We start from the raw sequence: 21,873 nt of genomic DNA on the forward strand, positions 1-21,873 counted from the left end.
TCGTCATTCCACCCCATCCAAACGCAACTTGACCAAGGCGTCCAGGACGGCTTGAAGGAGTTTCGCTTGTCGTGCTCGCGGCTCGTCCGACGCCTGTCGATCGACGATCAATCCGCGCCTCACGCTCTCCAAATCATCGAGGATCTCCCCCAAGCGACCGCAGAGCTCGCGCTGCACGAGACCCTCGCCCATGGCGTCCGCGGATTCGCCCGGCGGCCTCCCGTTCGGGTGTGGATTGCTCTGGAGACGATCGACAAGATCCCGTAGACGTGCCAGACCAAGGTCGAGTGCATCCAAGCCCGAGATCAGTCGCGCATGGGTGATGTCCAACGCTGCGCGACAGCGCGTAATCTCGGCAATCTGCTCCGCGAGCGAGACGGCCGCCGGGACCGGATCCGCGCCCGGTATCGGCAAGGCCGAAGGAGCCGGCGCCGACTGAGTCACGGGACCATCCAAAGGCTCCGTCCCCGGGTCGGTCAGGGTAGAGAGCGCCTGCTCGAGCTCCTCGGCGAGGGCCTGTTCCGAGCGTTCGAGTGCGCCGCCGGAAGCGGAGCACGCATCCGCTGCCTCGCTATCGGGTAGCTCATCCACATCCGGCAGCACCCATTCGCCCGGCGTCTCCGGGGCGGCCTCGAAGGTATCGAGCAGGTCCTCGATGGGGATCTGCGGAACATCGTCCAACCGCGCCGAACCATCCAGCGGGACGAGTGCCGACAAGCCGTCGACATCGAGGTCCGTATCCGCATCCGTCGCCGCTTCGGCGATCTGCCCGGCGCGCGCGACCAGCGCCTTGACGACGGAGGCGCCCCCCTCGGCCGCTCCGTGCACCAACGCCGGAAGCTGATCCAGCACCTCGGCGATGAAGCTCGTCGCCGCAGGATCGCGTGTCGGCTGCGCCGCCACACGGACTAGAAGCTCCTCGACCGACGCGGCAACCTCCGCAACCCGTCGGGCCCCGACGAGCAGACCGCTGCCCTTGATGACGGAGAAATGACGCTTCAACCCGGTCACGACCGAGGCGTCCCGTGGATCGAGCGACCACCGGGCAAGCCGCTCCCGCGCGGAGGCCATCTCCTCGTCGATCTCTTCGAGAAAGATCTCCATGAGCTCCGGAGCAATCCTCTCCTCCGCGGGCGTCGGGATCAGCGGGGGGGGCGACCCTTCCGAGGGCACGCCCCTCGGCGCTCCGAGCGGCATGGCCGGAGCCCCGCGCTGCGCGCTCGCGCGCGCGAGCGCGGACAACGCCGCCTCGGCACACCCCGTCGGGGACGGCATTGCAAGCCCTGCGGCCAGGCATGCGTCGATCTCTCGTCCCAAACAGCCCAGCGCCTGTGCCAACGGCGCAGGCCCGTCATCGACCGACGGCGCGCCACGACCGGTGTCGTGTCGACGCACCCAGTCTCCGCAGGCCGCAGCGAGATCCGCAGCTTCGGTCAGCCCGAGCAGGCGCAGAACGCCGGCAAGTCGGGCAAGCATCGCCGTGACCTCATCCGCGCGTCGGGAGATATCCGGAACGCGGCCATCACCGAACAGCAACGCGATGCCCCCCCGAAGCGCATGATCGAGCTCACCCAAAGCGGCACGCGTCAGCTCGGCCGGCGCCATCCCGGGACCGGGCGACGGCGCTTGCACGGCGACACCTTCCTCCACCCAGGTTTGCACGATCGATTCCAAGGCCAGCAGATCGGCGACCAAGGACTCCAGACGTGTCGACTGCTCGGAGGAGTCGGCCGACACCAGCGCCTTCGCCTGGTCGGCGATCGCCCCCAGACGCGGCGCAAGCCGACAGGCATCGGTCGGATCGAGGACACCGACGACTTCGTGGAGTGCCGCATAGGCGGCATCAAGCGCTGCCGGATCGACGAATGCGCCGCGGTCGATCAGCTCCAGCAGCTCCTCGAGAGCAACGAATTCGGCAAGTCTGCCGGCCGTGCGATCGAGATCATCGTCTCGGGCGGGCGATATTCGATCGCGACGCGCACTCGGCGCGGACCCGACCGTCTCGGACGAGCGGTACACGGCAGCCAGATCCATCACCCGGCGGTCTCCCGGCTCCAAGCCTCCCAGCACATCCAAAAGCCGATCGATCAGCGCTCGAGCCTCGTCCTCCGGCCAAACGGGCGGCTGCCGAGCAAGTGGCTTCAAGACCCGATCGAGCTGCCCCATCAAGGCGCGCGCACCCGCATCGCCGCCCAATCGTCCGTCATGCAGCGCGACGGCAAAGATCTCCGCCAGAGCGAAGAGGTCGGCCAGCATCCCGCCGCCCAGACCGGCGCTCACCTTTCGAAACAAGGTCTCGAGGCGCATCAGCCCCCGCGGATCCGCTGCGTCTCGATACCAGGCGACCAGACCGCGATGAAACTTCGGACGCACCCGCCGCATCACCTCGGAGAGCGTCTGAAGAGTCGTTGTCGAACGCGACATCTCGGCGTCGATCTCGACAGACAGGCGCGGATCAGCCATCGGAGAGTGCCCCGGCAACGGCATTCAACAGCTCATCGGCGGTGAAAGGCTTCGCAAGACAAGACCGCGCCCCGGCCAAATGGGCCCGAACGCGGTCATATAGCCCTCCGCAATCCGAGAGGATCACCACTGGCAGGTCAGCAAGCCCGGGGGCTCGTTTGACGAGTGCGCAGGCCTGGAACCCGTCCAGCCGCGGCATCCGACTATCGAGAAGCAGAAGATCGGGCTTCACATCAAGCAACATCCCGAGCGCATCGAGGCCGTCGAGCGCAACCTCGACACGGTAACCGCGATCGCTCAGAAGCTTGGCGGCGAAGCGGCGAGCCACCGGACTGTCGTCCGCCAGCAGGATCCCGGCATCGCCTCGCGCAAGAGGCGCCGGCAGCGATCGAGCGGGCAGCCGATCCGACGCAGGCGAATCGGACGGAGCCGGAACCTTCGTCATCGTCACTGACAAGCCCCCGACCACTGAAGTACACTCGCGCGCATGCCTATCGATCTCGGCGTCGTGATGGATCCGATCGGATCCATCAACATCAAGAAGGACAGTACCTTCGCCATGCTGTTGGCCGCGCAGAGGCGCGGCTGGCCCTTGTGGTACATGGAGGTCGCGGATCTGTCGTTGCGCGACGGTCGCACCCTCGCGCGGATGCGCCCGCTCGAGGTCGTCGACGATCCGGCGGGTTGGTATCGCCTCGGGCCAGAGATCGAGCGCCCGCTCGATGCGCTGGGAGCGGTCTTGATGCGCAAGGATCCGCCGTTCGACATCGAATATATCTTCACGACCTATCTCCTCGAGCAGGCCCACGCGGCCGGCTGCTTGGTCGTCAATCACCCGCGCAGTCTGCGCGACGCCAACGAAAAGGTCTTTACCGCGGCCTTTCCGAAGTGTACACCGCCCACCCTGATCACGCGCCGCTCCGGAGCGATTCGGGACTTCCATCGTGAGCACGGCGACATCATCCTCAAGCCGCTCGACGGTATGGGCGGCGCCTCTGTATTTCGCGTGCGCACGGACGACCCGAACCTGAGCGTCATCATCGAGGCCCTCACGCTGCACGGTCGACGTTTCTGCATGGCCCAGCGCTTCATCCCCGAGATCCGCGACGGCGACAAGCGCATCCTGATGGTCGACGGAGAGCCGGCACCTTACTGTCTTGCGCGTATCCCGGCACCGGGCGAGACGCGCGGCAACCTCGCTGCAGGAGCATCTTCCGAGGCGCGGCCCTTGACCGAGCGGGATCGCTGGATCGCCGCACAGGTCGGCCCGCAGCTGCGCGCCCGCGAGATCCTCTTCGCCGGTCTGGACGTGATCGGGGACTATCTGACCGAGGTCAACGTGACCAGCCCGACCTGTATCCGCGAGATCGATGCCGCATACGGCACCGACATCGCGGGGGATCTGATGGACGCGATTCAGGCCCGAGTCATGCGTCGCACCTGAGACCTTGCCCACCGGTCACGCGACCCGCTCGGCCTTGCGAGCGAGCGCGACCGGCAACCCATTCCCGGAGGTGTCCGTGCTGTATTCACCCTCCCACCCCGACCGGATTCGGCGCTCGCCTCTATTGTGCGCACTCGCCGCTGCCCTCTTCGGACTCGCCGGCTGCGGACAGGAGACCCCGGTCACCACCATCCGTTTCGACGCCTTCGGAGGTCAGGTGGACCTGAGCCTGGTCAGCGTGAACCGGCAACAGGCACAAGAGGCGGCATCCCTCGTCCAACAGGACTTCGCCTTCCTGCAGGACGCATGGCATTCCTGGGAGCCCGGCCCGATGGGGCGGGTCAATCAGCTGCTGCTAACCGAGGAGCCCTTCGTGGCCCCGCCGTCCACGATGCCGCTGGTGCGTCTGAGCAAGGACTTCGAGGAGAAAAGCGGCGGACTCTTTAATCCTGCAATCGGCTATCTGATGGACCTCTGGGGGTTCCATGCCGGCGCAGTGCGCAGCCGCCCGCCGCCGCCCGAACAACAAATCAAGCGTTTGGTCGCGGCAACACCCAGCATGCGCCAGATCGACATCGAGGGGCTCGAGCTGCACGGCCACAATCCGGCCATCAAGCTGGATTTCGACAGCATCGCCAAGAGCCATGCGCTGGACCTCGCCATCGAGCACCTGCGCGAACTGGGGATCAAGAGCGCGCTGGTACAGGCCGGCGGCGAGGTCCGCGTGATCGGAGATCGTAGCGGCCAGCCTTGGCGGATCACGATTCGTCGACCCAGCGGCGCGGGGGTGCTTGCCATCGTGCCGATGCGCGGCGACGAGAGCCTCGTCACCAAGGCAGACTACGACCGGAACTTCGTGTTCAAGGGCGAGATCTATCACGCAATCATCGATCCGCGAACCGGCTCGCCCGCGCGCGGCACCCGCTCGGTGACCGTCCTGCATCGGGATGCGACCACCGCGGCGGCAGCCGCCACGGCCATGTTCGTGGCGGGACCGAGCGATTGGGAGGCGGTGGCGCGCGCGATGGACATCGCCTATGTCCTTCTCGTCGATGCCGAAGGCACCCTGCACATGAACCAAGCGATGGCGGACCGGATCGAGCTGGTCGACACAAGTGCACCGATCGCGCCGAGGCAGCAGTCGAACGAGCTGCCCGAAGCGACAGGCCCTTGATCCCCGACCAGCCCCGCGGAAGAGTTGATTTCGACGACAGGACTTACCGACTTTAAACCGCGCATCCACCAAGGGCGGGACGTTCCCAAGGCCGAAGTCAACATGAAAATCACGCATGTCGCTCTGGACGCGGTTTAGATCCATGCCCATCCGCTCGTCCGATCCGCAGATTCCACGAGCGCTCGTCGCGACGCCCCGTCACGACTCATCGGGTCTCGTCTTCACGATGGCCCTACTGGCCGCAACGCTGCTCCATCTCGGTGTAATCACCCTCGTCTCATTCGGGCCACCCCGACCCGAGGCGAGCGGCATTGCGGAGTCGGCGTTGGAGATCCTGATCCTGCGCGACGCCGGCCGGGGTGCGGCAGCCCCGGACGCGGCCCCCTCTCGAATCGATCGGTCGGGCGCATCCTCGAGCGGCAACGCCGTCTACGACGACGAGATCGCGACCATCTCGGACGACATCGAGGCGCCAGAGCCTCCGATGCCCATCCTCGATACCCGGACGGAAGCCCTCGAGGAGTCGCCTGCCGAGGCGAGTGCAGGTGCAGCGCCCGAGACCGACACATCGGCCGATCGAGAGGCGACCTTAGCGGAGTCATCCCCGAGTCCACTTGACGCAGGCACAGTCGAACCGTCTCGCGAGCCGGTCGATGCCGAGGCCATGTCGCCGGCCTCGACAGAGTCAGTCGAGCCGTCTCCTCGGGACCTCGCGACTGTCGCACGATTGGAGCCTCCGCCCGAACCCGTACCCGATGCCGAACCCGAGCCGCTCCCGCCTCCCGACCCGATGGCCGCTCGGGACATGTCCGCTCGGGAAGCACCGGTCGACGCAGCCGCGATCCTCGCCAGCCGCGGCGAGGAAATCAATCGGCTCACCGCCAACCTCCAGGCCAAGACCGCCGCCTATGCGAGCCGGGTCCGGCGCAAGTCGGTGAGCGCGAGTACGCGGGAGTTTCGCTACGCCAGCTATCTCGGCGCCTGGGCACGCAAGGTCGAGCGCATCGGCAACCTCAATTATCCGCAAGCGGCCCGGGATCAACGCATGTTCGGCAGCCTGATCCTGCATGTCGCCGTGCGCTCCGACGGAAGCGTGGAGCAGATTCGGGTCGTGCGCTCGTCCGGCTACGACCTGCTCGACGAGGCGGCCGTGCGGATCGTGGAGCTGGCGGCCCCTTACGCGCCCTTCCCGCCCGACATCGCCGCGGAAACGGACGTGCTCGATATCGTGCGGACCTGGCAGTTTTTGCGCGGCGGAGGGTTGGGTTGGGAGCAATAAGCAGGACAGTCGAGGCGGGGATCAGACACTGCGATAAAACGCCGCCCCTCGATGTCAGAGCAGCTTGCCTGCGGCGATGATCAACGCGGCGATGGTGGTGATAAAGCCAATCAACCACAGAAAATGGCGATCGTTGCGTTTGATCAGCTCGTCGAATCGACGGTCGAATTGCTCGAAGCGCTTGTCCACCTGCTCGAAGCGTTTGTCGACCTGCTCGAAGCGCTTGTCCACCTGCTCGAAACGTTTGTCGACCTGCTCGAAACGCTTGTCGACCTGCTCGAAACGTCTTTCGACCTGCTCGAACCCTTGGCGCATCAGCTCGCGCTGATGCTTGAGCTCCTCCTCGACCCGCACCATTCGCTCGCGCAGCTCGATCTCGTAAACAGCGGGCGGCTTGCCGAGCGACACCTCGGCAAGCCACTCGCCGAGATGCTCCTTGATGAACGCGATATCTTCTTTGGCTAAGGCCATCAGTCGAACCTCCCCGAGGCTTGGCTCCCGCACCGGCCGCATCGCAGATGCATTGAAGCCAACAGGAGAACGCCGACATCCCCTGTGGCTCGCGGACCCTCGAGCCCCTAAACACGAATTGTTGCACAACCCTCACCGAGACATCCAGTAGCCTTAAGCCCATGCTCGGGCTTGCTTGAGATCTCCCCGACCGGGATACTAACACCATGTCCTTCAGCACCTCGCTCACCAACCACTTCCTGATCGCGATGCCGGGTCTTCAGGATCCGAATTTCTCGCGAACGGTGACCTATGTCTGCGAGCACACGGATCAGGGCGCCATGGGCATCGTGATCAACCGTCCGCTCGATGTGAGGCTCGGCGAGCTGTTGGAGCAGCTCGAGATCGTCGCACTGCGCCCGAGCGCGACGCAGATCCCGGTCTATCAGGGTGGACCGGTCCAGACCGACCGGGGCTTCGTGCTGCACACCGCCGGCCCGACCTTCGACTCGACGTTGAGCATCACGTCGGATATCAGCGTCACCACCTCGCGCGACGTGCTCGAGGCCATCGCCTCCGGCGAGGGTCCGGATCAGACCCTGGTCGCGCTGGGCTACGCCGGCTGGGGCAGCGGCCAGTTGGAGCAAGAAATGAGTGCAAATGCCTGGCTGAGCGGTCCGGCCAGTCAAGAGATCATCTTTCGGATGGACCCGAGTGCGCGCTGGCTCGCAGCGGCCCAGCTGCTGGGGGTCGACCTCAACCTGCTCAGCGGCGAGGCCGGACACGCCTAAGCCGTGTCTTCACGGGCACTCATCGGATCGATCTCGTTCGAGAATCGCATGACCACCCTACTGGGTTTCGACTTCGGTCCGCGCAAGATCGGTATCGCCGTCGGTCAGACCATCACCCGCTCGGCCACACCCTTGGTCACGCTGCGCAGCCGCAACGACAAACCGGATTGGATCGGTATCGCCGCATTGGTGCGGGAGTGGCAGCCCGAGGCATTCGTCTTGGGACTGCCCTTCACCATGGATGACAAGGAGGTCGATTGGTCTGCGCAGATCCATCGGTTCGCGCGTCAGCTCGAAGGACGCTTCCGCCTCGCGGTTCATCTCATCGACGAGCGCCTGACCTCGATCGAGGCGCGGCGGCAGCTCGCGGAGACGCCGGGCGGACGCTCCGCCGACCGGGACGCTGTCGATGCGGTTGCCGCCGCCCTGATTCTGGAAACCTGGCTGTGCGAGCATGGCGCTGCGTCAAGCGACGAGCGGTGAGCGCGTTGACTCGTAAGCGGCTTGGAACGATTCGTAACCGACCGAAACACGATGGGTAGAAGGCAACGAGACCCCTACAGCACGCTGAAACGTCACTCTGCCCAACCGGCCACTGACCACTTGAGCATCCCGACCATCAAGCACCCAACTCCGAGCATTCGTCAGTGATCAATTCCGATATCTGGAAAGACAGCGCCGAGATCGACGGCATCATTGGCCGGATGGCCGACGAGCTGCGCTCCCTCGTCGCAGAGCGTGCAATCGAGTCCCCGCTGATGATCGGCATCCATACCGGCGGGGTCTGGGTTGCGGATCGGCTGCACGAGGTGCTGGAGCTGACCGAGCCGCTCGGTCACCTGGACATCTCCTTCTACCGCGACGACTTCACCCGCATCGGGATGCATCCGCAGGTGCGCCCATCGTATCTGCCGGTCGGGATCGACGACCGCCATCTGATCCTGGTGGACGATGTCCTGCAGAGCGGTCGTACCATCCGTGCCGCACTGAATGTCCTGTTCGACTACGGACGACCGGCCTCGGTGATCCTGGTCACCCTCTCCGAGCGTGACGGGCGCGAGCTGCCGATCGAGCCGAACGTCGTCGGCTTGCATGCCAAGCTGGAGCCGGGCGAGCAGATCAAGCTCAGCGGACCGCACCCGCTCGTTCTGCTGCGCGGGCAAAGCGCAAAGAAATCGGCGGCCAAGACCGACAAGGCGTCGGTCGGCTCGCCCGACAAGAGCGCCAAGGGCGAGGCCCGTCGATGAAGACAGGCCATCAGCAGCTCGACGGCAAAGGCAACCTCAAACACTTTCTGACGATCGAAGGGCTGAGCCGAGGGCTCTTGGTCGAAATCCTGGACCGCGCCGAAGGCTTTCTCGGGGTCACGCAACAGGCCGTCAAGAAGGTCCCGCTGTGCCGCGGCAAGGTCATCGCGAACCTCTTCTTCGAGACCAGCACCCGCACCCGCACCACCTTCGAGCTGGCCGCCAAGCGGCTCTCCGCGGATGTGCTCAACCTCAACATCTCCACCTCCGCGACCGCCAAGGGCGAGACCTTGCTCGATACCTTGCGCAACCTCGAGGCGATGCAGGTCGATATGTTCGTGGTGCGCCACGCTTCGAGCGGTGCGGCACATTTCATCGCCGCGCATGCGGCACCGCACGTGAGCGTCATCAATGCCGGGGACGGGCGCTATTCCCATCCCACCCAGGGCATGTTGGACATGTTCACCATCCGCCGTCATAAAGGGGGGTTCGCGGACCTCCGGGTGGCCATCGTCGGCGATATCCTGCACTCGCGTGTGGCACGCTCGCAGATCCTGGCACTCAATACGCTGGGTGCGGCCGAGGTGCGGGTCATCGGCCCGCGCACCCTGATTCCGGCCTTCGCCGAGGAGGCCCTCGGCGTGCGGGTTTTTCACGACCTGCTCGAGGGGATCCGGGATGTCGACGTCGTCATCATGCTGCGCCTGCAACGCGAGCGCATGACCAACGCACTCCTGCCGAGCGAGCACGAGTACTTCCAGTTGTACGGTCTGACCGAAGAGCGCCTCGGCGTGGCCCATCCCGAGGCCATCGTCATGCATCCAGGCCCCATCAATCGCGGGGTCGAGATCGAATCGCAGGTCGCCGACGGACCCCGCTCCGTCATCCTCGAGCAGGTCACCAACGGGATCGCGATCCGCATGGCGGTGATGTCCATGTGCATCGGCACCCAGAACATTGCCTTGCAGGCGGACGGGAAAACGGATGGTGAGGCCAATGGCTGAGGTCGAGCGAATCAGCATCCGGGGCGGGCGCCTGATCGACCCGGCCAATCGGCTCGACCGAGAGGTCGACCTGCATCTTGCCGACGGGCGGGTACTCGCGATCGGCGAGGCGCCACCCGGATTTCAACCGGAGCGCGTCCTCGATGCGCGAGGACTGATCGTCTGCCCGGGCTTCGTCGACCTCAGCGCCCGGCTGCGCGAGCCCGGTCTGGAGCAGAAAGCGACGATCGCGAGCGAGACTCGGGCGGCGGCGGCATCGGGGATCACGACGCTGTGTTGCCCGCCCGACACCTCGCCCGTCATCGATACCCCGGCCGTCGCACAGCTGATTCAGCAGACCGCACAGCGACAGGGCTTCGCGCGCGTCGTCCCGGCCGGTGCCATGACCCGAGACCTCGACGGCAAACAGATCACCGAGATGGCAGCGCTCAAGCTCGCCGGCTGCCCGGTACTGAGCCAGGCCGATCGGCCGATCCGCAGCGCCCAGGTGCAACGCCGTGCGATGGAGTACGCCGCCACCTTCGGATTAACACTCTTCCTGCATCCGCAAGACCCGGACCTAACCAGCGGCGGGTGCGCGCATGAAGGCCGCGTGAGCGCCCGATTGGGCCTGCCCGGCATCCCGGAGGCCGCCGAGACGGTCGCCGTCGCCCGCGACCTCGCGTTGGCCGGCCAGACCGGCGCGCGCATCCATTTCCGCGGTCTATCGACCGCACGGGCGACCGTTATGCTGGCAGCCGCCCGCGGCCGCGGCGTGAAGGCGAGCGGCGACGTCGCGGTCCACCAACTCTTCCTGACCGAAGACGACCTGGACGGCTTCGACGCCAACTGTCACCTGGTGCCGCCGCTGCGCACCCGAGCGGACCGCGATGCCCTGCGCCATGCGCTCGCGGCCGGCGAGATCGGCGCCATCTGCTCGGATCACCAGCCGCACGATGCCGATGCCAAACTGCTCCCCTTCCCGGAGACGGCACCCGGCATCTCGGGGCTCGAGACCCTGCTGCCGCTCGCGCTGCGTTTGGTCAGCGAAGGCGTGCTCGACCTGGCGGGCGTCGTCGCCCGACTCACCGTCGGTCCCGCGGAGATCTTGGGTCTCGACCTCGGACACCTCTCGTCCGGGGCGACGGCCGATGTCTGTCTCTTCGATCCGAATGACTGCTGGATACCGACGCCCGACACACTTCTGAGCCACGGCGAGAACAGTCCCTTTCTCCACACGCCGATGCACGGGCGCGTCATGGCCACGGTGCTGGATGGACGCATCGTTTTCAAGCGGGTGAAGGATTGCTGATCAGGTCAGGGCGCGTTCCTAAGCGCCATCAAGCGCCGGCCCGGAGTGCCTCCGGGTTCAAGACCTGCATGGTCTCCTCGCCCATACCCATCACCAACACGCCCCGGCGCGTGGCACGACGAACGACACTCGCATCCGGATAGAGGCTCGCCAGGATGCCGACAGGACGACGATCGGCATACTCCGGGAAGACTCGCGGGATCTCGGCGAGCCGTTCAAGAATGCCCTCGACATGCCCATCTGTCAGACGTGACTTGGTCTCGTTGACCAAGACCACCTCGGGGCAGACCAGAAGCGCATCGTACTCGCGGGTCTCCCCGCCGAAGCGGCGCACGACGCGCACCCCGAACAGATCCGCCACGGGACAGGAGAAGAGTTCTGCCGCGACCCGCGGAAGATTGGGCGCCACGATGTCCTCGACCAGCGTGCCGAGGCGATTGGCGAGATCGCCCCATTGCTTGTTCATGCTCCGACGCTCGCGCTGGCTCTCTTCCTTGAACGCAAGCATCTCGTCCTTGAACTCGCGCATCTCCTCGGACAAACGGGCCAGCGACATCTCGGTGCGCATCGCCTGGTAGCTCAGCTCTTTCATGTACTCCCGAAGCGTGTCCACCTCTTGCTTGAGTGCAGCTTGTCCCATGACGATGACCCTCCGACGCAGTCCGGTTGTCCTCGTGAAAGCATAAACCCAAAAGGGGGAGTGAGGAGTGAGTGGTGAGTAGTTTGATTGTCGAGGGAAAGAACTCGCCGCCTACTCGCTTCTCGCCTCGAAAACTCGGTGCCTTCCGGCTAGACTCGTCGCATCCTCTCGCCTGGAGCCCGTCTTGCCCCCGATCTCGACTCATCCTTTCCCGGATTTTTCCCGCACCCGTATCCTGGTGGCCGGCGACCTGATGCTCGACCGCTATTGGAGCGGTGCAACCCGTCGGATCTCGCCCGAGGCCCCGGTCCCGGTGGTGCACGTCGCGCGGGTGGAAGACCGCCCGGGCGGCGCGGCGAACGTAGCGCTGAACCTGGCCGCGTTGGGCTGTCATGTCACCTTGACGGGCGTGACGGGCAACGACGACGCGGCCGATGTGCTGGCCGCACGACTCGACACGCACCGCATCAGCACCCGCCTGCACCGACGCGCGGATGTGCCCACCATCACCAAGCTGCGGGTCTTGAGCCAACATCAACAGCTGATCCGGTTGGATTTCGAGGCGTCCCTGACGCCCCTCGGCGACGACCCGCTGCCGGCGCTGGTCTCCGGGGCGCTCGATGCCTGCGACCTCCTGCTGCTGTCGGACTACGCCAAAGGGACGCTCGCCGACCCGCAGCCGATCATCAGGCTCGCACTGGCGTCCGGTAAACCGGTACTCGTAGACCCCAAGGGACTCGATTTCACGCGCTACCGCGGCGCCACGCTTCTGACCCCGAACCGGTCCGAGCTGGAAGCGATCGTCGGTGTCTGTGCCGACGATGTCGCGCTGATCGAGCGTGGCCAGCGGCTGCGTGCCGAGCTCGACCTGCGGGCCATGCTGGTCACGCTCGGCGAGCGTGGCATGCTGCTGCTGCGACCCGACAGCGAGGCACTGCACCTGCCGACACGGGCCCACGAGGTCTTCGACGTGACCGGAGCCGGCGATACCGTGATCGCGACCTTGGCCGCCGCGCTGGGCGCGGGTGTCGCGCTCGACGAGGCCTGCGCCCTGGCCAACTGCGCGGCGGGTATCGCGGTCGGTAAATTGGGCACCGCGACGGTCGGCGCACGCGAGCTGGAGCGCGCCTATCAGGGCAGCGAATGGCATACGGTGCTGGACCAAGAGGCGCTGCTCGACGCGATCGAGGCCGCACGCGCTGCCGGCGAGCGGATCGTGATGACCAACGGCTGCTTCGACATCCTCCACGAGGGCCACGTCGCCTATCTTCAACAGGCCAAACGGCTCGGCGATCGATTGGTCGTCGCGGTCAACGACGATGCCTCGGTGAGCCGACTGAAGGGCCCGGAGCGACCGATCAACGGTATCGAGCAACGCATGGCCGTGCTCGCCGGTCTCGCCTCGGTCGACTGGGTCTGCGCCTTCTGCGAGGACACGCCCGAGGCACTCATCTGCCGGGTCAAACCGGACCTGCTGGTCAAGGGCGGAGATTACCGACTGGAGGAGATCGCCGGGGCGGACTGCGTCCGCGCCAACGGAGGCGATGTGCGCCTCCTCGACCTGCTGCCCGGGCGCTCCACCACGCGGATTCTCGGCGCGATTCGAGCGGATACGCCGCAGAACTGAGCCCGTGCAGACTCGCCGACCCGTACCGCCGCATACCGAGACAACCCCTCGCAGATGACCCGACGCCTCTATACGCTCCTGCTGCGCCTGCTGCTGCCGCTCGCGCTTCTTCGCCTCTATTGGCGCAGCCTCAAGTCCCCCGCCTATCGGCGACGGGTGCCGGAGCGACTTGCGCTCGGCCCCGCAGCTCCTGCAACGCAGATCTGGATCCATGCCGTCTCGGTCGGCGAGGTTCAGGCTGCCGAGCCTTTGATCCGGCGCATGATCGATCGCGACCCAGCCCTGTCCGTGCTAGTGACGACCACCACACCGACAGGCGCCGAGCGGCTGCGCGAGCGCTTCGGCGGCGGCGTGGCGCACCGCTACACCCCTTACGATCTTCCCGGAATCCTCGACCGCTTCCTGGACCGAACAACCCCGGCGCTGTTGATCGTCATGGAGACCGAGATCTGGCCCAACACCCTGGCGGCCTGCGCAACGCGCGGCATCCCGGTGATCCTGGCGAACGCCCGGCTCTCGGAACGCTCCGCAGGAGGCTATCGACGGTTCGCGCGCCTCACCCGCGAGGCGCTGAGAGGCTTCGACCTCATCGCCGCCCAAGCGAAGGCGGACGCCGAGCGTTTCGTCTCATTAGGGGCGGATCCAGATCGGGTCCAGGTCACCGGCAGCATCAAGTTCGATCTCCGGCAACCGGCGAGCCTGGTCGATCGGGCCGAAGCCATGCGGCGCGCTTGGGGGGGGCAGCGTTCGGTCTGGGTCGCGGCCAGTACCCATGAGGGGGAAGACGGGCCTATCCTCACGGCCCACCAACAGATTCGAACGGTCGTGCCCGATGCCTTGCTGGTGCTGGTGCCGCGCCATCCCGAGCGGTTCGAACGCGTTGCCGAGCTGGTGACACGACAGGGTTTGACGCTCGCACGCCGCAGCCGACAGGAGCCCTGCACCCGGAGCACGTCGGTCTTTCTCGGCGACACCATGGGGGAGCTTCCGATCTTCCTCGCCGCGGCCGACGCGGCCTTCATGGGCGGCAGCCTGGTGCCGACCGGCGGTCACAACCTCCTGGAGGCGGCTGCAGCTGGCGTCCCCGTCGCGATCGGCCCGCACCACTTCAATTTTGCGGCCATTACGGAGCTGCTGTGCGCGGAAGAGGGCGCGATCGAGATCGCCGACGCCCAAGCACTGGCACGACTCATGATCTCCTGGCTGAGCGACGCCACCGAGCGTGCACGCATCGGCGAGAACGGCCGTCGCGTCGTCGAGTCGAATCGCGGGGCACTCGATCGGCTCGTGACGTTGATCGAAGCCCGCTTGCCGAAGACGCGAGACTAAACCGCGCCGGCTCCGACAATCGTCGAGCCTGCCGAGGCCGATCCCATCCAATAACATCACAGACCGCGCAGGGCGCGGTTTAATGTCGATCAACCGAGGGCGAGCGATGATCGGGCCGCGGGAATGATCCGTGATCGACCGCCCCGGTGCATCAATCCGCTGCCTTGAACATCGACCAAACCTCGCGGAACTGGGTATCGGTGGAGTCACCGACCCACTCGAAGCCGACCGACTCGGTGCAGACGACTTGAGTCCCGGCGTGCCGCATGCGATCCAGCACGTTCTGTTTGAACGCGGCCCTGCGCGAGATGATGGCATCGGCCGGAACAAACACCTGATACCCCCAACGCTGGAGCCCGGAGACGGTCTGGACGATGCAGATGTGCGCCTCCATCCCGACGACGATCAACTGACGCCGGTCAGGATGGGCCGAGATGTTGCGCTCGAAACCGGGCGCGGTGCAGCAGGAAAAGGCGGTCTTCTCGGTCGGCTCCGCGCCTTCGGGCATATTCTCGCGAATGCTCGCCAGGACCGGACCGAGCCCTTTGGAATTGTGCTGTGTCGCGATGACCGGGATCCCGAGGATCTTCGCGGCCGACACCAGCCGATTGATGTTCCCGACGACCAAATCCAGCTCGTCGGCAGGCATGGCATGCGCCAGACGTTCCTGGGCATCGATGATCAGGAGCTGGGAAAAGGCCCTCTGACAAAGCGGCATTTGCGCTTGATGGGTACTCATGGCGTGTCCTCGCAACATTGTTATTTGGATCGCCGCTGGCCGAAATCAGCCGTGGCTCAGGGCAGTGTGCGTCAGTTTCCCGACGGGAATCAAGGAAAAAGCGGCATCGCATGCAGCCGCAATCGGGTCGAGACCCGCGCGAGATCAGTAGACCGGCATCGCGGGATCCAGATCACGCGCCCAGGCTGCAACACCGCCGTCGAGATTGACCGTGCGCGTAAAACCCTGCTGCTCCAGGAAGCGCGCGACCTGAAAACTGCGAATGCCGTGATGACAGATCACGACGATCTCGCGACTCGGATCCAGCCGTGCCAATGCCCCCGGGATCTGCCCCATCGGGATGGAGACGGATCCCTCGATCCGACAGATCTCAAACTCCCACGGCTCTCGGACATCGAGCAAGACCGGCGGCTCGCCGTCCGCCGCCAACAACTGCGCAACCTCTCCAGGACCCATTCGACGCATCACCAGCCCTCGCATTCAGCCACGCCCGACGTGCATGCGTTTCCGAGGTCGACCGACCAAACCTCGACGAAAGCAGCAAGCCCCCGGCAAACGCACCACAATGGTTGATCCTTATCGTTCCGGTCTCCTGAACCGCGTCCACTGCAGCGCCTGTTGATTCAAAAGACATCGAGCCCTTACGCAAGCCCCGCATCACACACCGGACGCGGTTCAGCGCGGTTCAGAACTCGAACTCGTTCGCCTCGGCGGCATTCTTCAAAGCAAGCGTCGAGGTCTCGAACAGCCCCTCTCGGCGAAAATCACGCTCGCCGACACGGGTCACGAGCGCGGCCTCCATCACCGGCTCCACCCCGAGGATGCAGAACAGACGTCCGCCCGGGGCCAATTGACCCTGAAGCAGCGGCACAGCAGCCTCGGTGGGCATCGATCCGGTCACGGCGATGACATCGAAAGGTCCACCGTCGACAGGCTCGCTCAGCGCATCACCCGGGCGGATCTCGATCGACCCGAGCCCCAGTTCGGCCAAGCGCACCCGCGCCTCGTCGGCCAGGTCGGTATCGATCTCCACCGCGATCACGCGCCCGCCCAGGCGGTCGAGACAGGCGCTGATGTAACCGGTCCCCGCGCCGATCTGCAGGACCCGCTCGCCGGGCTTCACGTCCAGTGCCTGGAGCATGCGCCCCACGACCTTCGGCGCCAGCATGCAGGAGTCCGCGCCGATCGGGATCTCGATATCGGCGTAGGCCAGGCCCTGGTAGGCGTCGGGCACGAACGCCTCGCGCCGAATCTCAGCCATCGCCTCGAGAACCCGGTCGTCCAAGACGTCCCACGGGCGAATCTGCTGTTGGATCATGTTGAAACGCGCACGTTCGGCGGTGATTTCCATCGGATGTCGAGTCCTCGTCTTCTTGTTCTGGGCGGCCGGAAAGCCTACTGAGTTTGGGCGGATCGGGCAACTTGGGATGGTGGTAAGCGGTGAGTGACACCCGCGGGTTTACTCGACCACCTGCGCATAGCCCTCGCTGCGCACGCCCTGGAGCAGGGAGTCGACCTCGCCGGTGGAGATGCCGAGCATCTGCAGCGCTTCCGCCCCCAGGCGCAGGCTGCTCTCGATCGCCTCGGGGTAGGCCAGCGTCGCCCCGGCGCGAATAAGACTGCCGCAGGCCTCCAGGTCCCGTGCGCGGGCGATCACCGGCACCTTCGGGTAGGCGGTGCGGATATGCGAAACCGCCCGCAAGGCGGTCGGCCCGTGATCGATGGTCAGGATCACCAGGGCCGCCTTGTCCACTTGCGCGGCCTCCAGGAGCTCCACGTCGCCGATATCGCCGAAATAGACCGCGCGACCGTCCTGCTCGCCGCGCTCGACGTGGGCCGGGTTGGTGTCGAAGGCAATGAAGGGGATGTCGTTGGCCTCCAGGAGGGTCGCGACCGTATGACCGACCCGCCCGTAACCCGCAATGACAACCCGTTTCGTCGGACCATCCCCGGTGTCCGGATACTCGAAGGTCGGCGGGGCCGACGTTCGGTGCTCGAGTCGCCGCGCCGCAACATCGCCGATCCGCACCAGCAAGGGCGTCAGCAACATACTGACCGAGATCACGCTCACCGCGATGACGAAGGTCGCGTCGTCGATGACACCGAGCACCTTGGCCGAGCCGAAGAGGACAAAGCCGAACTCCCCGCTCTGGGCCAGCATGAAGGCAACCCGTGTCGCCGTGCCGCGCGGCAGGCCGAACGCCACGCCGATCAACAAGAGCACGACCAGCTTGATGGCGAGGATCACGCCGACATGCTGAGCGAGCAACAGCGGCTGAGCCGCGATCGCCTCGAGGTCGATCGACATCCCGACGGCAACAAAAAAGAGGCTCATCAGCAACCCCTTGAAGGGCTCGATCTGGGCCTGGATCTGGAAGCTGAAGCGCGAGGTCGAGAGCAGCATGCCCATCATGAAGCCGCCGAGCGCCATCGACAGGCCGGCCTCGTGCATTGCACCTGCCGCCAGAAAGACCGCCAGCAGGGCGACGAGGGTAAATGCCTCGCGGTTGTGCTGGCGCAGCAAATATCTCAGCGCGATCGGGACCAGGTAACGCCCGAAGCCGACGACCAATCCCACCATACCGGCGACGACGAGGATCTGCTGCCAGAAGGGGACATCCGAGGACAAGGTGCCGACATCGGAGAGGATCGGCACGATCGCAAGCAGCGGTACCACCGCCAAGTCCTGCATCAAGAGAACGGCAAAGGCGGCTGTCCCGTGGCGGGTCGCGATGTCGGCGCGCTCATGAAGGGTTTGCATCACCAAGGCCGTCGAGGAGAGCGCCAGGGTCAGCCCCATCAAGAGCGACGCCCGCCACGAATACTCGTAGAGCGAGATGTAGCCCGCCACCAGAAGGCCGGAGATCAGGATCTGGGCCGAGCCCATCCCGAAGACCTCGCGACGGAGCGACCAGAGCCGCCGGGGCTTCATCTCCAGGCCGATCAAAAAGAGCAGCATGACCACGCCCAGCTCGGTGAAGTTGCGCACATCCTCGACTTGCGCCGTCACCGACGGGCCGGGCGAATGCGGCCCGACCACGATCCCCGCCACCAGCAGCCCCAGGATCGAACCCAGCCCCAGATGCTTGAACAAGGCGACCGCGAGCGCCGCCACGGTGAGCAGCGCGATCGCCGAAAGGACAAAGCTGTTGAGCTCCATGCCGCGACTCTACCAAATTCCAAAGGGGTTGCATGCGAAGCCGGACATTCGCCCGACGCGGTATATCCTATTGCCTTAAAACCGCGCCTCGTGTGGTATGCGATGTTTTCGGACGGGATCGGCCCCGGTATTTTTGACGACCGCTGGAGCCAATGCGGTTTAAGATATTAAAGAATTTATTATTCTAAACCGCGTTTCCGCTAAGGGCCGCGGATGCACCAAACGTCAAGCTCACTCGAAAGTGCGCATCTCGCTCTGGACGCGGTTTAGGTCGGGACATCTCTCGAGAGACAGGACGCCATGCCATCCACTCAATCCGGGCGACCGAGGGTCGCCGTCGCCGGCGCAAGCGGCTTTATCGGCACCGCGGTCTGTCGCGCACTGACGGACGCCTTTTCGGTTCGCGCACTCACCCGATCGCCCGCCCGGGCACAGACGCCCGACCCGGATCGGCGCATCTCCTGGCGCCATTGCGATCTCTTCTGTGCGCCCGATCTCGCCGCAGGACTCGCGGACTGCGATTACGCCATCTATCTGGTGCATTCGCTGGCGCCATCGTCGCGCCTGACGCAGGCCAATCCGCGCGATATGGACCTCATACTGGCCGACAACTTCGCGCAGGCCGCGGCTGCCAACGGGGTCAAGCAGATCATCGTCGTCGGCGGCCTGATCCCGGACAGCTTCCGGATCTCGCCGCTCTTGTGGAGCCGGCGCGAGGTCGAGCTGGTGCTGGCCTCGCGCGGGACACCGGTCACGGCGCTGCGTGCCGGACTGGTCGTCGGCCCCGGCGGCTCGGCCCCGCGGCTGCTGGTCGATCTGGTCCGGCGCCTGCCGCTGCTCTTGCTGCCGCCGAGCGCCCGCTCGATGACGCGGCCCATCGCGCTTGACGATCTTGTACGGGCGGTACGCCACTGCTTGGGACAACCCGAGACCTGTCGGGGCGCATACGACATCGGCGGTCCTGAGTGCTTGAGCTACGAAGAGATGCTGCGTCAAACCGCCGAGGTGCTCGGGCTTCGCAGACGCATCCTGACCCTGCCTTGGATGCCGCTCTGGCTGGCCTCGGCGACCGCGCGGTTTTTCAGCGGTGCGCCTTCGGCCGTGGTCGGTCCGGCGCTGGAGAGTCTGCCCCAAGACACGGTGATTCGCGACAATCCGGTGCAGCGCGCAATCGACCCGTCAGCGATCCCTTTCAGCGAGGCGCTGCGCGCCGCGCTCGACCGGACCGGCCGACACCTGCTGCCGAGCCCGCGTCAGCCCATCGAGGGTCAGAGCCGCGAGCTGATGCGGCGTGCGCGGCTGGTGCGTTCCATCCAGCGGGTGATTCTGCCCCCCGGTCAGGATGCAGCCTGGGTCGCCGGCAACTATTTTCGCTGGCTCGGCGCCTGCTGTTGGCCCATGGTCTGCACGCACATCGACGAAACGGGTCGATGCAGCGTCTACACGCGTTTCCCGCGCCTGCACCTGTTGACGCTCCAATGGCAAGCCGAGGAGAGCGGCCCGCAACGCCAGGTCTACGCCATCGTCGGCGGTCTTCTGAGTCGAGCGGACGGGCCCGGGCGCGCCCGCTTCGAGTTTCAGACCCTTCTGGATGATCGCTACACCATGGCGGCGATCCACGACTTCGCACCCGCCCTGCCCTGGTACGTCTATCTCTGGACTCAGGCGGTCGCACATCTCCTGGTCATGCGGCGTTATCAGCGGCGGCTCGCACGGTTGGCGCGGTGAGGCTCCTGCCTCTTAGCCGCCTGCCGCCTGCCGCCTGCCTCCTGCCTTTAGGCTCGAAACCGAAGCCGGGGGCTGGTGGCTGGTGGCTGGTGGCTGGTGGCCGAAGGCCGAAGGCTACCCCGGCAGATACGGCGTCAGCATCCCCCCGAGATCCACCCGTGCGCGCAGACGCCGGCACAACATGAATGCACCCATTAACTTGCGGTGCAGGAACATGGTCTCGGGCGCAGGTACGGTGCTGAAGGCGCCCGAGTAAAACATCTCGCGACCGCGCGCATAGACACGCTCGAAGAGGTCCGAGACACCGAAGTCGTAGTGGCCGGGGCTGCGCAGTGGCTCGCTGGACATGCGCAAGAGGTCGATGAGCGCGTTCACCTGCTCGCTCGGGTCGTTCGCGCCGACATACCCGAGATCGATCGAGGCGGCGCGCATCGCGCCGCGATCGTCGGCGAGCGCGGCACGGGCGAGACGCCGGTAACGTTCGATCAGATCGGACGAGACGGGGAGCGCCGCGCCGAAATCGAGCAGGACGATCCGCCGAGCCGCCGCATCATAGAGATAATTGCCGAAGTTCGGGTCCGACTGGACGAGACCGAACTCGAAGAGCTCGCGCATGGACAGACGCGTCAATGCCGTCGCGGCGTGGTCGCGCTCTTCGCAGCTGAAGTCGCTGTCGGCCAAGCGGTCGACCGGGACACCCTCGGCGAAATCCATCGCCAAGACGCGTGTCGTGGAGAGGTCGCGATGCACGCGCGGGACGAAAAAGTCCGGATCTGCGCCGACTCCTGCCCCGTACGCCTCGAGCGAATCCGCCTCCGCGCCATAGTCGGCCTCCCGGTGGAGCTGCCGGCGTGCGCCTTCCAGATAAGGCGTCAGATCCACGCCCGCCGGAGCCATCCCGAGGGTGCGCGCCAAAAAGGCAAGGTTGTCGATGTCGCTGTCGATGCTCTCGCGAACACCCGGAAACTGGATCTTGAGCGCAAGCCGACGCCCGTCGCGCGTCTCGGCCCGGTGCACCTGCCCGATCGAGGCGGAGGCTACGGGCGTGAACTCGAACCGCTTGAACCTCGCGTTCCAGCCCGGCCCGTATTCGCGCTCCAAGACACCGACGAGCTGGCTCATCGGCATGGGCTCGGCGCGCTCGCGCAAGGCGCTCATGATCTCTGCTGCCTCGGGCGTGAAGATGTCCGAGCCATCCATGGACATGAGCTGCCCCATCTTCATGACGGCGCCGCGCATGCGCGCGAGCCGGTCGGTGAACCGGCGGGTGTGCTCGGGCGAAAGCCGGATCCGCGAGGGCTCGGCGCTGCGACGCGTCCGGGCAAGCTCCATCAGACCCTTCACGCCGATCCCGGCGGCGAGATCCCCGGTGGCACGCCCCAGGTGCCAAAGGCGACTCAGACGCGTGCTCGGGACGGCCATGCCGGGTCGGGTCGGTGTGCTGGACATTGGGTTTCCTCGTAAGAGAATCGGTGACGTCCGGATCCTGTCCAGACCAAAGATTGGA

Annotated in this window: 20 protein-coding genes; 11 read left to right on the plus strand and 9 right to left on the minus strand. The window is 65.8% G+C overall.

All coding sequences use genetic code 11. The annotated features are described in order from the left end of the window. Positions 1-3: 3 nt before the first annotated feature. The gene (locus tag THIMADRAFT_RS14960; protein ID WP_040731702.1) at positions 4-2,463 is read right to left on the minus strand and encodes an Hpt domain-containing protein; all 2,460 of its coding nucleotides are present in this window, start codon (positions 2,461-2,463) and stop codon (positions 4-6) included. After that, positions 2,456-2,908, minus strand: a complete 453-nt coding sequence (locus tag THIMADRAFT_RS14965; protein ID WP_083829297.1) for a response regulator — start codon at positions 2,906-2,908, stop codon at positions 2,456-2,458. The genes THIMADRAFT_RS14960 and THIMADRAFT_RS14965 overlap by 8 nt, the downstream gene beginning before the upstream one ends. A gap of 42 nt (positions 2,909-2,950) precedes the next feature. Between THIMADRAFT_RS14965 and gshB the strand changes: the two genes are divergently transcribed. From gshB to THIMADRAFT_RS24835, 3 genes are all read left to right on the plus strand, one after another. Further along, on the plus strand, positions 2,951-3,907 hold the full coding sequence (gene gshB / locus THIMADRAFT_RS14970) for a glutathione synthase (RefSeq protein WP_007193906.1): 957 nt from the start codon (positions 2,951-2,953) through the stop codon (positions 3,905-3,907). A 76-nt stretch (positions 3,908-3,983) separates the two neighbouring features. Then, positions 3,984-5,081: an FAD:protein FMN transferase gene (locus tag THIMADRAFT_RS14975; RefSeq protein ID WP_007193907.1), complete on the plus strand. Its 1,098-nt coding sequence runs from the start codon at positions 3,984-3,986 to the stop codon at positions 5,079-5,081. 142 nt (positions 5,082-5,223) lie between these two features. Further along, positions 5,224-6,360 carry an energy transducer TonB gene (locus THIMADRAFT_RS24835; RefSeq protein WP_007193908.1) on the plus strand — a complete coding sequence of 379 codons (1,137 nt, stop codon included), beginning with the start codon at positions 5,224-5,226 and terminating at the stop codon, positions 6,358-6,360. A 54-nt stretch (positions 6,361-6,414) separates the two neighbouring features. Here the strand turns inward: THIMADRAFT_RS24835 and THIMADRAFT_RS14985 are convergent, their stop codons facing one another. Beyond that, positions 6,415-6,831: a hypothetical protein gene (locus THIMADRAFT_RS14985; protein WP_007193909.1), complete on the minus strand. Its 417-nt coding sequence runs from the start codon at positions 6,829-6,831 to the stop codon at positions 6,415-6,417. Positions 6,832-7,037: 206 nt separating this feature from the next. On the opposite strand from THIMADRAFT_RS14985, the gene THIMADRAFT_RS14990 reads away from it, so the two are divergent. The 5 genes from THIMADRAFT_RS14990 (at position 7,038) to THIMADRAFT_RS15010 (ending at position 11,143) form a co-directional block, all read left to right on the plus strand. Beyond that, a complete protein-coding gene (locus tag THIMADRAFT_RS14990; RefSeq protein WP_007193910.1) occupies positions 7,038-7,601 on the plus strand; it encodes a YqgE/AlgH family protein in 564 nt (187 codons plus the stop codon). Positions 7,602-7,649: 48 nt separating this feature from the next. Then, entirely contained in the window at positions 7,650-8,084 is a 435-nt protein-coding gene (gene ruvX, locus THIMADRAFT_RS14995) for a Holliday junction resolvase RuvX (RefSeq protein WP_007193911.1), read from the plus strand. 164 nt (positions 8,085-8,248) lie between these two features. Next, complete coding sequence (gene pyrR, locus THIMADRAFT_RS15000; protein ID WP_007193912.1) at positions 8,249-8,848, plus strand: bifunctional pyr operon transcriptional regulator/uracil phosphoribosyltransferase PyrR; 600 nt, start codon at positions 8,249-8,251, stop codon at positions 8,846-8,848. Next, the gene (locus THIMADRAFT_RS15005) at positions 8,845-9,852 is read left to right on the plus strand and encodes an aspartate carbamoyltransferase catalytic subunit (RefSeq protein ID WP_007193913.1); all 1,008 of its coding nucleotides are present in this window, start codon (positions 8,845-8,847) and stop codon (positions 9,850-9,852) included. The genes pyrR and THIMADRAFT_RS15005 overlap by 4 nt, the downstream gene beginning before the upstream one ends. Continuing rightward, positions 9,845-11,143: a dihydroorotase gene (locus tag THIMADRAFT_RS15010; protein WP_040731706.1), complete on the plus strand. Its 1,299-nt coding sequence runs from the start codon at positions 9,845-9,847 to the stop codon at positions 11,141-11,143. The genes THIMADRAFT_RS15005 and THIMADRAFT_RS15010 overlap by 8 nt, the downstream gene beginning before the upstream one ends. 28 nt (positions 11,144-11,171) lie before the next feature. Here THIMADRAFT_RS15010 and THIMADRAFT_RS15015 read toward each other — a convergent pair whose 3' ends face one another. Continuing rightward, positions 11,172-11,783, minus strand: coding sequence for a hypothetical protein (locus THIMADRAFT_RS15015; RefSeq protein ID WP_007193915.1), 612 nt, complete (start codon positions 11,781-11,783; stop codon positions 11,172-11,174). 184 nt (positions 11,784-11,967) lie between these two features. Between THIMADRAFT_RS15015 and hldE the strand changes: the two genes are divergently transcribed. Both hldE and waaA read left to right on the plus strand, forming a co-directional pair. Then, complete coding sequence (gene hldE, locus THIMADRAFT_RS15020; RefSeq protein ID WP_007193916.1) at positions 11,968-13,410, plus strand: bifunctional D-glycero-beta-D-manno-heptose-7-phosphate kinase/D-glycero-beta-D-manno-heptose 1-phosphate adenylyltransferase HldE; 1,443 nt, start codon at positions 11,968-11,970, stop codon at positions 13,408-13,410. Positions 13,411-13,464: 54 nt separating this feature from the next. Continuing rightward, a complete protein-coding gene (gene waaA, locus THIMADRAFT_RS15025; protein WP_007193917.1) occupies positions 13,465-14,739 on the plus strand; it encodes a lipid IV(A) 3-deoxy-D-manno-octulosonic acid transferase in 1,275 nt (424 codons plus the stop codon). 151 nt (positions 14,740-14,890) lie between these two features. Here waaA and THIMADRAFT_RS15030 read toward each other — a convergent pair whose 3' ends face one another. The 4 genes from THIMADRAFT_RS15030 to THIMADRAFT_RS15045 form a co-directional block, all read right to left on the minus strand. Next, positions 14,891-15,478: an isochorismatase family protein gene (locus tag THIMADRAFT_RS15030; protein WP_007193918.1), complete on the minus strand. Its 588-nt coding sequence runs from the start codon at positions 15,476-15,478 to the stop codon at positions 14,891-14,893. A 144-nt stretch (positions 15,479-15,622) separates the two neighbouring features. Continuing rightward, positions 15,623-15,943, minus strand: coding sequence for a rhodanese-like domain-containing protein (locus tag THIMADRAFT_RS15035; RefSeq protein ID WP_007193919.1), 321 nt, complete (start codon positions 15,941-15,943; stop codon positions 15,623-15,625). 220 nt (positions 15,944-16,163) lie between these two features. After that, positions 16,164-16,829, minus strand: a complete 666-nt coding sequence (locus THIMADRAFT_RS15040) for a protein-L-isoaspartate O-methyltransferase family protein (RefSeq protein WP_007193920.1) — start codon at positions 16,827-16,829, stop codon at positions 16,164-16,166. Between the two features lie 108 nt (positions 16,830-16,937). Further along, entirely contained in the window at positions 16,938-18,638 is a 1,701-nt protein-coding gene (locus tag THIMADRAFT_RS15045; protein WP_007193921.1) for a cation:proton antiporter domain-containing protein, read from the minus strand. A 300-nt stretch (positions 18,639-18,938) separates the two neighbouring features. On the opposite strand from THIMADRAFT_RS15045, the gene THIMADRAFT_RS15050 reads away from it, so the two are divergent. After that, the gene (locus tag THIMADRAFT_RS15050) at positions 18,939-20,366 is read left to right on the plus strand and encodes an NAD(P)H-binding protein (protein WP_007193922.1); all 1,428 of its coding nucleotides are present in this window, start codon (positions 18,939-18,941) and stop codon (positions 20,364-20,366) included. Between the two features lie 114 nt (positions 20,367-20,480). Here the strand turns inward: THIMADRAFT_RS15050 and THIMADRAFT_RS15055 are convergent, their stop codons facing one another. Then, positions 20,481-21,815 carry an ABC1 kinase family protein gene (locus THIMADRAFT_RS15055; RefSeq protein WP_007193923.1) on the minus strand — a complete coding sequence of 445 codons (1,335 nt, stop codon included), beginning with the start codon at positions 21,813-21,815 and terminating at the stop codon, positions 20,481-20,483. Between the last annotated feature and the right edge of the window lie 58 nt (positions 21,816-21,873).

It is taken from the genome of Thiocapsa marina 5811, assembly GCF_000223985.1.
Classification (GTDB): Bacteria; Pseudomonadota; Gammaproteobacteria; order Chromatiales; family Chromatiaceae; genus Thiocapsa; species Thiocapsa marina.

What these genes read in the sequence shown, in the direction of transcription:
- THIMADRAFT_RS15030 (WP_007193918.1), bottom strand. Translation starts at nt 15,478, where the DNA reads ATGAGTACCCATCAAGCGCAAATGCCGCTTTGTCAGAGGGCCTTTTCC.
- THIMADRAFT_RS15050 (WP_007193922.1), top strand. Translation starts at nt 18,939, where the DNA reads ATGCCATCCACTCAATCCGGGCGACCGAGGGTCGCCGTCGCCGGCGCA.
- THIMADRAFT_RS15055 (WP_007193923.1), bottom strand. Translation starts at nt 21,815, where the DNA reads ATGTCCAGCACACCGACCCGACCCGGCATGGCCGTCCCGAGCACGCGT.
- THIMADRAFT_RS14990 (WP_007193910.1), top strand. Translation starts at nt 7,038, where the DNA reads ATGTCCTTCAGCACCTCGCTCACCAACCACTTCCTGATCGCGATGCCG.
- ruvX (WP_007193911.1), top strand. Translation starts at nt 7,650, where the DNA reads ATGACCACCCTACTGGGTTTCGACTTCGGTCCGCGCAAGATCGGTATC.
- THIMADRAFT_RS15035 (WP_007193919.1), bottom strand. Translation starts at nt 15,943, where the DNA reads ATGCGTCGAATGGGTCCTGGAGAGGTTGCGCAGTTGTTGGCGGCGGAC.
- waaA (WP_007193917.1), top strand. Translation starts at nt 13,465, where the DNA reads ATGACCCGACGCCTCTATACGCTCCTGCTGCGCCTGCTGCTGCCGCTC.
- THIMADRAFT_RS24835 (WP_007193908.1), top strand. Translation starts at nt 5,224, where the DNA reads ATGCCCATCCGCTCGTCCGATCCGCAGATTCCACGAGCGCTCGTCGCG.
- THIMADRAFT_RS14965 (WP_083829297.1), bottom strand. Translation starts at nt 2,908, where the DNA reads ATGACGAAGGTTCCGGCTCCGTCCGATTCGCCTGCGTCGGATCGGCTG.
- THIMADRAFT_RS14985 (WP_007193909.1), bottom strand. Translation starts at nt 6,831, where the DNA reads ATGGCCTTAGCCAAAGAAGATATCGCGTTCATCAAGGAGCATCTCGGC.
- THIMADRAFT_RS14960 (WP_040731702.1), bottom strand. Translation starts at nt 2,463, where the DNA reads ATGGCTGATCCGCGCCTGTCTGTCGAGATCGACGCCGAGATGTCGCGT.
- THIMADRAFT_RS15010 (WP_040731706.1), top strand. Translation starts at nt 9,845, where the DNA reads ATGGCTGAGGTCGAGCGAATCAGCATCCGGGGCGGGCGCCTGATCGAC.
- THIMADRAFT_RS15045 (WP_007193921.1), bottom strand. Translation starts at nt 18,638, where the DNA reads ATGGAGCTCAACAGCTTTGTCCTTTCGGCGATCGCGCTGCTCACCGTG.
- gshB (WP_007193906.1), top strand. Translation starts at nt 2,951, where the DNA reads ATGCCTATCGATCTCGGCGTCGTGATGGATCCGATCGGATCCATCAAC.
- THIMADRAFT_RS15015 (WP_007193915.1), bottom strand. Translation starts at nt 11,783, where the DNA reads ATGGGACAAGCTGCACTCAAGCAAGAGGTGGACACGCTTCGGGAGTAC.
- THIMADRAFT_RS15005 (WP_007193913.1), top strand. Translation starts at nt 8,845, where the DNA reads ATGAAGACAGGCCATCAGCAGCTCGACGGCAAAGGCAACCTCAAACAC.
- THIMADRAFT_RS15040 (WP_007193920.1), bottom strand. Translation starts at nt 16,829, where the DNA reads ATGGAAATCACCGCCGAACGTGCGCGTTTCAACATGATCCAACAGCAG.